The 6,209-nt window shown below is 69.7% G+C and carries 6 protein-coding genes; 1 reads left to right on the top strand and 5 read right to left on the bottom strand.

Annotated elements, in window-relative coordinates:
* A partial coding sequence (locus tag ACFFII_RS08500) for a circularly permuted type 2 ATP-grasp protein (RefSeq protein WP_377698460.1) occupies nucleotides 1-925 on the bottom strand: 925 nt, incomplete at its 3' end.
* A gap of 34 nt (nucleotides 926-959) precedes the next feature.
* Nucleotides 960-2,075: a zinc-binding metallopeptidase family protein gene (locus ACFFII_RS08505; RefSeq protein ID WP_377698461.1), complete on the bottom strand. Its 1,116-nt coding sequence runs from the start codon at nucleotides 2,073-2,075 to the stop codon at nucleotides 960-962.
* A 291-nt stretch (nucleotides 2,076-2,366) separates the two neighbouring features.
* On the opposite strand from ACFFII_RS08505, the gene ACFFII_RS08510 reads away from it, so the two are divergent.
* The gene (locus tag ACFFII_RS08510; RefSeq protein WP_377698462.1) at nucleotides 2,367-2,786 is read left to right on the top strand and encodes a response regulator; all 420 of its coding nucleotides are present in this window, start codon (nucleotides 2,367-2,369) and stop codon (nucleotides 2,784-2,786) included.
* Between the two features lie 20 nt (nucleotides 2,787-2,806).
* Here ACFFII_RS08510 and ACFFII_RS08515 read toward each other — a convergent pair whose 3' ends face one another.
* The 3 genes from ACFFII_RS08515 to ACFFII_RS08525 form a co-directional block, all read right to left on the bottom strand.
* Nucleotides 2,807-3,169 (bottom strand): response regulator, encoded by a 363-nt coding sequence (locus ACFFII_RS08515; RefSeq protein ID WP_377698463.1) that lies wholly within the window; start codon nucleotides 3,167-3,169, stop codon nucleotides 2,807-2,809.
* 2 nt (nucleotides 3,170-3,171) lie between these two features.
* Nucleotides 3,172-5,076 (bottom strand): PAS domain S-box protein, encoded by a 1,905-nt coding sequence (locus tag ACFFII_RS08520; protein WP_377698464.1) that lies wholly within the window; start codon nucleotides 5,074-5,076, stop codon nucleotides 3,172-3,174.
* Between the two features lie 174 nt (nucleotides 5,077-5,250).
* The coding region (locus ACFFII_RS08525) for an alpha-E domain-containing protein (RefSeq protein WP_377698465.1) at nucleotides 5,251-6,209 on the bottom strand (959 nt) is incomplete at its 5' end.

Raw genomic sequence — 6,209 nt, forward strand, 5'->3', positions numbered from 1 at the left:
GCATGGAATCGGGGCGGAAGGCCTCGGGATCGAGGAACAGGTCGTCCACGCGGCGGTAGATCACATCGACCCGGCGGGGGCCTGACAGGGTGTGCATCTGCACGCAGTCGTCATCGTCCACGAACAGGTCGGCGCCGGTGACCAGTTCGACCCCCATCCGCTGCGCGAGGTAGCTGTGCTCGTAATAGGCCGAGTTGTAGATGCCCGGCGTCAGCACGACGATCTGCGGCTCGTCGCCGGGGCGGGGGCTCAGCGAGGCCAGCATCGCGTGAAGCTGCGACGGATAGTCGTCCACCGGCAGGATGCGTGCGCGGCGGAACAGCTCGGGGAAGCAGCGCTTGGTGATCTGGCGGTTTTCAAGCATGTAGCTGACGCCCGAGGGGACGCGCAGGTTGTCCTCGAGGACATAGACCGTCCCGTCGCGGTCGCGCACCAGGTCCGAGCCGCAGATATGCGCCCAGACCCCGTGGGCCGGCGAGACGCCCATGCATTCGGGGCGGAAGTTCTTCGAGGTCGCCAGAAGCTCGCGCGGGACGATCCCGTCCCGAAAGGCCCGCTGGTCGTGATAAACGTCGTCGATGAAGAGGTTGAGCGCCAATGCGCGCTGCTTCAGCCCCGCCTCGATCCGCCGCCATTCGGGCAGCGGCAGGATGCGGGGAATGAGATCGTAAGGCCAGTGGCGGTCCAGAGAGCCGCCGTCGTCGCCATAGACCCGGAAGGTGATGCCCATCAGGCGGATGCCGGCCTCGGCCGAGGCCACGCGCTCGGCCAGCCGGGCGTCGTCCAGCGAGGCGAGATAGGCGCAAAGCGCCTCGGCGCCCGGTCGCGGCTGGCCGGGCGCGAGGATCACCTCGTCGTGGAAGCCGTTGACCGGATAGTCCTTCCAGCAGATCCCCATGGCGCCCCCGACAGGCAGACGATGCATCCCCCGTGTGGATCAAGCGGTCGCACGGGCATCATCATCGAACAAGCGAGCCGTCGGGCGAAAAGGTTCCCGTGCCGCCTCTGCCCGCCCTTTGGGCAGAGGCGACGAGATCATGCACGAATCCGAGCTTGGTGATGACGGGCGCGGACAGCACGAAGGGATAAAGGTCCGGCAGGCCCATGCTGCGGTTCAGCGAATTGACCGCAAGCGTCAGCGGCAGCCAGACCTCGACCAGCGCATCGACGTTGTCGGCCTTGTAGGCGTCGAAGTCGATGCGCGTGGCAAGCTCGTGCGCCTGCGCGACCTGCGGGCGCAGCCCGAGGCCGAAGGCATTGGCGGTGCCCAGGGTGTCCACGATATGCAGGTAATGCGCCCATGTTTCGGCGAAATCCTCCCACGGATGGGCGGTCGCATAGGCCGAGATGCAGCGGTCGCGCCAGTCGGGGGGCGGCCCCTGTTCGTAATGGCGGTTGAGCGCGGCGGCGTAATCCTCGCGCTCGTCGCCGAACAGCGCGCGGAAGCGTCCCAGCATCTCGGGCGGGCCGTCGCGCACGAGGCGGTCCCAGTAGTAATGCCCGACCTCGTGGCGGAAATGACCCAGCACCGTGCGGTAAAGCTCGCCCATCCCGGCGCGCCTGCTTTCGCGCTCGGCGTCGTCGGCCTCGGCGATGTTGATGGTGATCAGCCCCGAGGCGTGCCCGGTCAGCACCCGCTCGGCCGTGGGGTCATCGGGGTCGGCGATCATGTCGATGATCAGCCCCTCGGGATGCTCGGCGCGGGTGGCAAGCGGAAGCCGGAACTGGATCAGCGAATAGAACAGCCGGTGCTTGGCGGCCTCGATCCGGCGCCAGCGTTCCAGGTTTCCCGCGACCGACAGGTCCGGGATCATCCGGTTGTGCCGGCAGGCCTCGCAGAAGGCATGGGGATCGCCCGAGGCGACAAGCCAGTTGCAGACGTCGTGACCGGCATTGGCGCAGAAGCGGTAGGCTTCCCCCGGCCTGTCGATGGGACACCACGCGCCGTCCCGCGCCTGCAGGGCCACCAGCGCCTGCCGGGCCGCGACATAGCCCAGGCGGTGGCCGCAGCGTCCGCAGAAGCGGTTCTCGAAATGAAGCGTCTGCCGGCAGTTCTGGCATTCGAACAGTTGCATGGAGGGATCCTGAAGGCTTCGCGTCGCGGGGGACTGGCGGCGGCACCGGTGGCCAGAGCCAAGCTCAATCGGCGTCAAGGCGGAAGGTTCCACGGGCGGGCGGGATCGGCAAGGCCGCGCGGGGGCGCGCCCTTGACCGGACGGCGTCCTTTCGGCCCATCCCCGCCGATCGGGCGCAGGTCCGGCTTGAGGCGGATCCTCGTTGCGCATATCCGGGGCATTGCAGCCGTCGGCAGGGCTGCCATGATGCCGAGGCGGCGGCCTGCGGACGCCTTGTCGAGGGAGGAAGCCATGGACCAACGACTCCGCACGTCCCTCCGGGGGCGTTCCGTCATGGTGGTCGAGGACGAGTTCTTCCAGGCCGAGGAACTGTCGCGCGCCCTGTCCGGCGCGGGCGCCCGGCTGGTCGGGCCCTTCCCCACGGTGGAAAGCGCGCTGGCGGGTCTGGACGGGGGCGCGCGCATCGACGCCGCCGTTCTTGATGTCAACCTGCGCGGCGTGGCGGTGGCGCCGCTGGTCGAGGCCCTGTCCACCCGCGGCATCCCGTTCCTGTTCGCCACCGGCTATGACCGCGCCGCGCTTCCCGCCGCTTGGGGTGAGGCCCCTGTCTTCGAAAAGCCCCTCAACCTCGGCCGGCTGGTCAAGGCCGTGGGCGCGCTTCCCCCATGCGCGGATGGCCTCGGGCCCGCGATGCGCGCGCCCGTCGCGTAGGCCCGACCGGGAAAGGCCGCTTAGCCGAAGATCCCCCGGACGACGCGCTGAAGGTCCAGCGGCTTTTCGCAGACCGGGGCATCGGCGTAATCCGCCGCGATGATGGACGGATCATAGCCGGTCAGGAAAACAAAGGGCACCGACCTGGTCCTGAGCGCATCGGCCACGGGATAGGAGGTCTCGCCGCGCAGGTTGACGTCCAGGACCGCCCCGTCGAGATGCTCGGACCTGGCGACGAGGTCCAGGGCCGCGGCGACGGTCGGGGCGGGCCCGACGACGCGGGCGCCGGCTTCTTCCAGCATGGCGGCCTGGTCGAGCGCGATGATGAAGTCATCCTCCACCAGCAGGATGTGCCGTCCCGAAAGGGATGCGACGGTGGTCATGGTCAGGACCTCCCCGAGGTGCCGGCGTCGAGCGGCAGGTCGATGGTGCAGCGCAGCTCGGTCGGCCCGAGCGCATAGGTGGTGCGGGCGCCCAGGGAATGGGGCAGGGCCTGCTCGATGAGGACGCGCCCGTATCCCCCGTCGGCGCGGGGCTCCGCCGGGCCGGCCCCGGCGCGGTTCAGCCCGTCCTCGTGCCAGTCGATGTGCAGATGCCGCCCCGCCGGGCCGTCGCGCAGTTCCCAGCGGATGGCAAGCCGGCCGCCCGCCTCGGACAGCGCGCCGTATTTGCGGGCGTTGGTGGCCAGCTCGTGCAGCGCCAGCGCAAGGGTCTGGGCATGGGACGGGCGGATGCGGACGGGCGGACCCTGCAGCGGCAGCCGCTGCCCTTCGGTCGCGCCGAGCGCATCCAGTTCCAGGGTCAGAAGCGCGCGCAGGGTGATCGGCTCGTGCTCGGCCCGCGACAACAGCCCCTGCACCCGCGACAGCGCCCTGAGCCGGTGGTCGAAGGCCTCGCGGAAGGCTTCGATCGAGCCGGTCTCGTCCATGGTCTGGTGGGCGACGGACCGGACCACGCCGATCAGGTTGCGGGTGCGGTGCTGAAGCTCGGCCACCAGCACCTCCTGGCGCATCTGCAGCTGGCGCAGCTCGTCGATGTCGAGGGCGGCCCCGAACCACCCGGCAAGCCGCCCGTTCGCATCCTGCCAGGGGACCTGGCGGCACAGGAACCAGTGATACCCGCCGTCGCGCCCGCGCAGCCGGTACTGAATCTCGAGCGGCTGGCCCGAGCGGAAGGCCTCGGCAAAGGCCCGCGCCGTCGTCTCGCGGTCCTCGGGGTGGACCGAGTCCAGCCAGCCGCCCGCCTGCAACTCGCCGGGGGATTGCCCCAGATAGCCGAGGGCGCGCCCGTTCAGCTCGATCCTGTCGCCCGTGGGGTCCGCCTGCCACAGCAGGGCCGGCGCCAGTTCGCCCACCAGGCGCAGGCGCTCCTCGCTGGCGCGCAGCTGCTCGTCGGCCAGGCGCCGTTCGGTCACGTCCTGCCCGATCTTCAGGAAGCCCCCACCCGGCATGTGGCCCAGGGCGCGGCGCGAACCCTCGATGAAGACCTGCGAGCCGTCCTTGCGCAGGTGCCAGCGCACGTCGGGCGCGGTGCCCTGCCGCAGGGCGGTGTCCCTTTCCTGTCCGGGCACGCCCGCTGCGCGGTCCTCGGCGGTATAGAGCATGGCCGAGGGCTTTCCCCGGACCTCCTCGGCAGTCCAGCCGAAGACGGCGGCGGCGCCGGGCAGCCAGTCGGTGATCCGGTCCTCGGCGTCGGTGACGAAGATGGCGTAATCCGCCGCCGTCTCGACGGTCAGGCGGAAGCGCTCCTCGGTCGCGCGCAGGTGCTGCAGCTTGAGCAGCCGGTCCACGATGGGCCCGAGGATGCCCGCATAGGTGCGCAGAAAGGCGCTGTCATGCCCGTCGAAGTCGCGCGGGCGCGTGTCGTCCACCTGCAGCAGGCCGAAGGCGCCCTGCCGGGGCAGGAAGATCGGGACATTCACCAGCGCGACGATGCCTTCCTTCTTCATGAAGGCGGGCACCTCGAAGCGGTCCTCGCGGGCGATGTCGCGGGTGATCACCGGCTCGCGCGCCCTGATGGCGAAGGATTCCGAGGAATGGTCCTGCATCGAAAGGCGAAGGCGCCCGACGTCGCCCGGCGCCCAGCCGATCCCGGCCCGCAGGAACAGGCTGTCCCCGCCTTCCTCGATCTCCAGCACCTTGGCGCGCTCGGTTCCCATGGCGGCGGCCACCAGCCGGCAGGCTTCCTGCAGCACCTCGTCCAGATCGTCGGATTGCAGCGCGAAATCCGCAAAATCCGCCAGCACCTTCTGGCGCCTGAGCATGATGTCCAGAAGGTCGCGTTGCGGCATCTGCAGGTCTTCGCCTTTCGTGGCGTCCCGGGGTCCCGCCGAGAGAACGGCACGAGAGCGGATCAGGTTTCCGAGGGGCTATGGACGAGGAACCAACAAAAGTCAGCCCGAAATGCCATCCTCCGGGTGCCGCGCGGGCCCTGCCGTCGCGGCACCCGGGGCGGCGGCCGGCTTTCAGGCACTCTGGCGCTGCCGCTGGCTTTGGGGCGGCGCGCTTGCGCGAAGGGTGAAGTAATCCGCCGAGATCATGCCGTGCAGTTCGGCCAGTTCGGACTGCAGCCGGGCAAGAAGGGGGCTGGCGTCACGCTCCTCGCTCGAAACGCAGAACTCCGAGACAAGCCGCGAGGACAGCCCGTCCACGGTGTCCGTGATCGGCCCGGACCGGGGCAGCCGCGAAAGCGCCTGCCGGATCTCCTGGGTGCAATAGGCGACCGAGCGGGGAAAGACGGACGAGCAGATCAGGAAGCGCACGACCCTCGGACCGGTGACCGGCCCCTGCACGGCGCGCCGGAACATCTGGAAGGCCGTCAGCGACCTGAGCACGCCCACCCAGTCGGCCCCGCGGATGACCTGACTGTCGTCGGTGCCCTGTTCGATGACGTGGAAGTTTCCCAGCATGACGCGCGTCGCGAAATCCGCCCGCTCGATGGCGCGGCCGAGGCGCAGGAAGGCATAGCCCTCGTCATCGTTCATGCCGCCCAGGAACAGGCCGGTCAGGGCCTGGATGCGGGCGATGATCTCGCGCAGGTGCTCGCTGCGGCGCTGCGACACCGCGATGTCGGGCTCGGCCGTGCGCTGGTGAAGGCGGTTGATCTCTTCCCAGCTTTCGCGCGGCAGGATTTCCAGCAGCGTGCGGCTGTTCTCGCGCGCCCGGGCGCAGATGCTGAGCACCGACGAGGGGTTGCGGGGATCGTTCAGCAGGAACTCCGCCACGGCCTGTTCGCTGCAGTCGAGGCCGTGGCTGCGGAAGTCGCCGGACGTGCCGGTGACGCTCAGCACCGTTTCCCAGGCGGCCTCGGCGGGATCGGGGTGATCCAGCCGCGTTTCCGTCTGGACGCTGAGCAGGCGCGCGGTGTTCTCGGCGCGTTCCAGATAGCGCGCCATCCAGTAGATGTTCTCGGCAGCCCGCGACA

The sequence above is a fragment of the Paracoccus niistensis genome (assembly GCF_042432925.1).
Classification (GTDB): Bacteria; Pseudomonadota; Alphaproteobacteria; order Rhodobacterales; family Rhodobacteraceae; genus Paracoccus; species Paracoccus niistensis.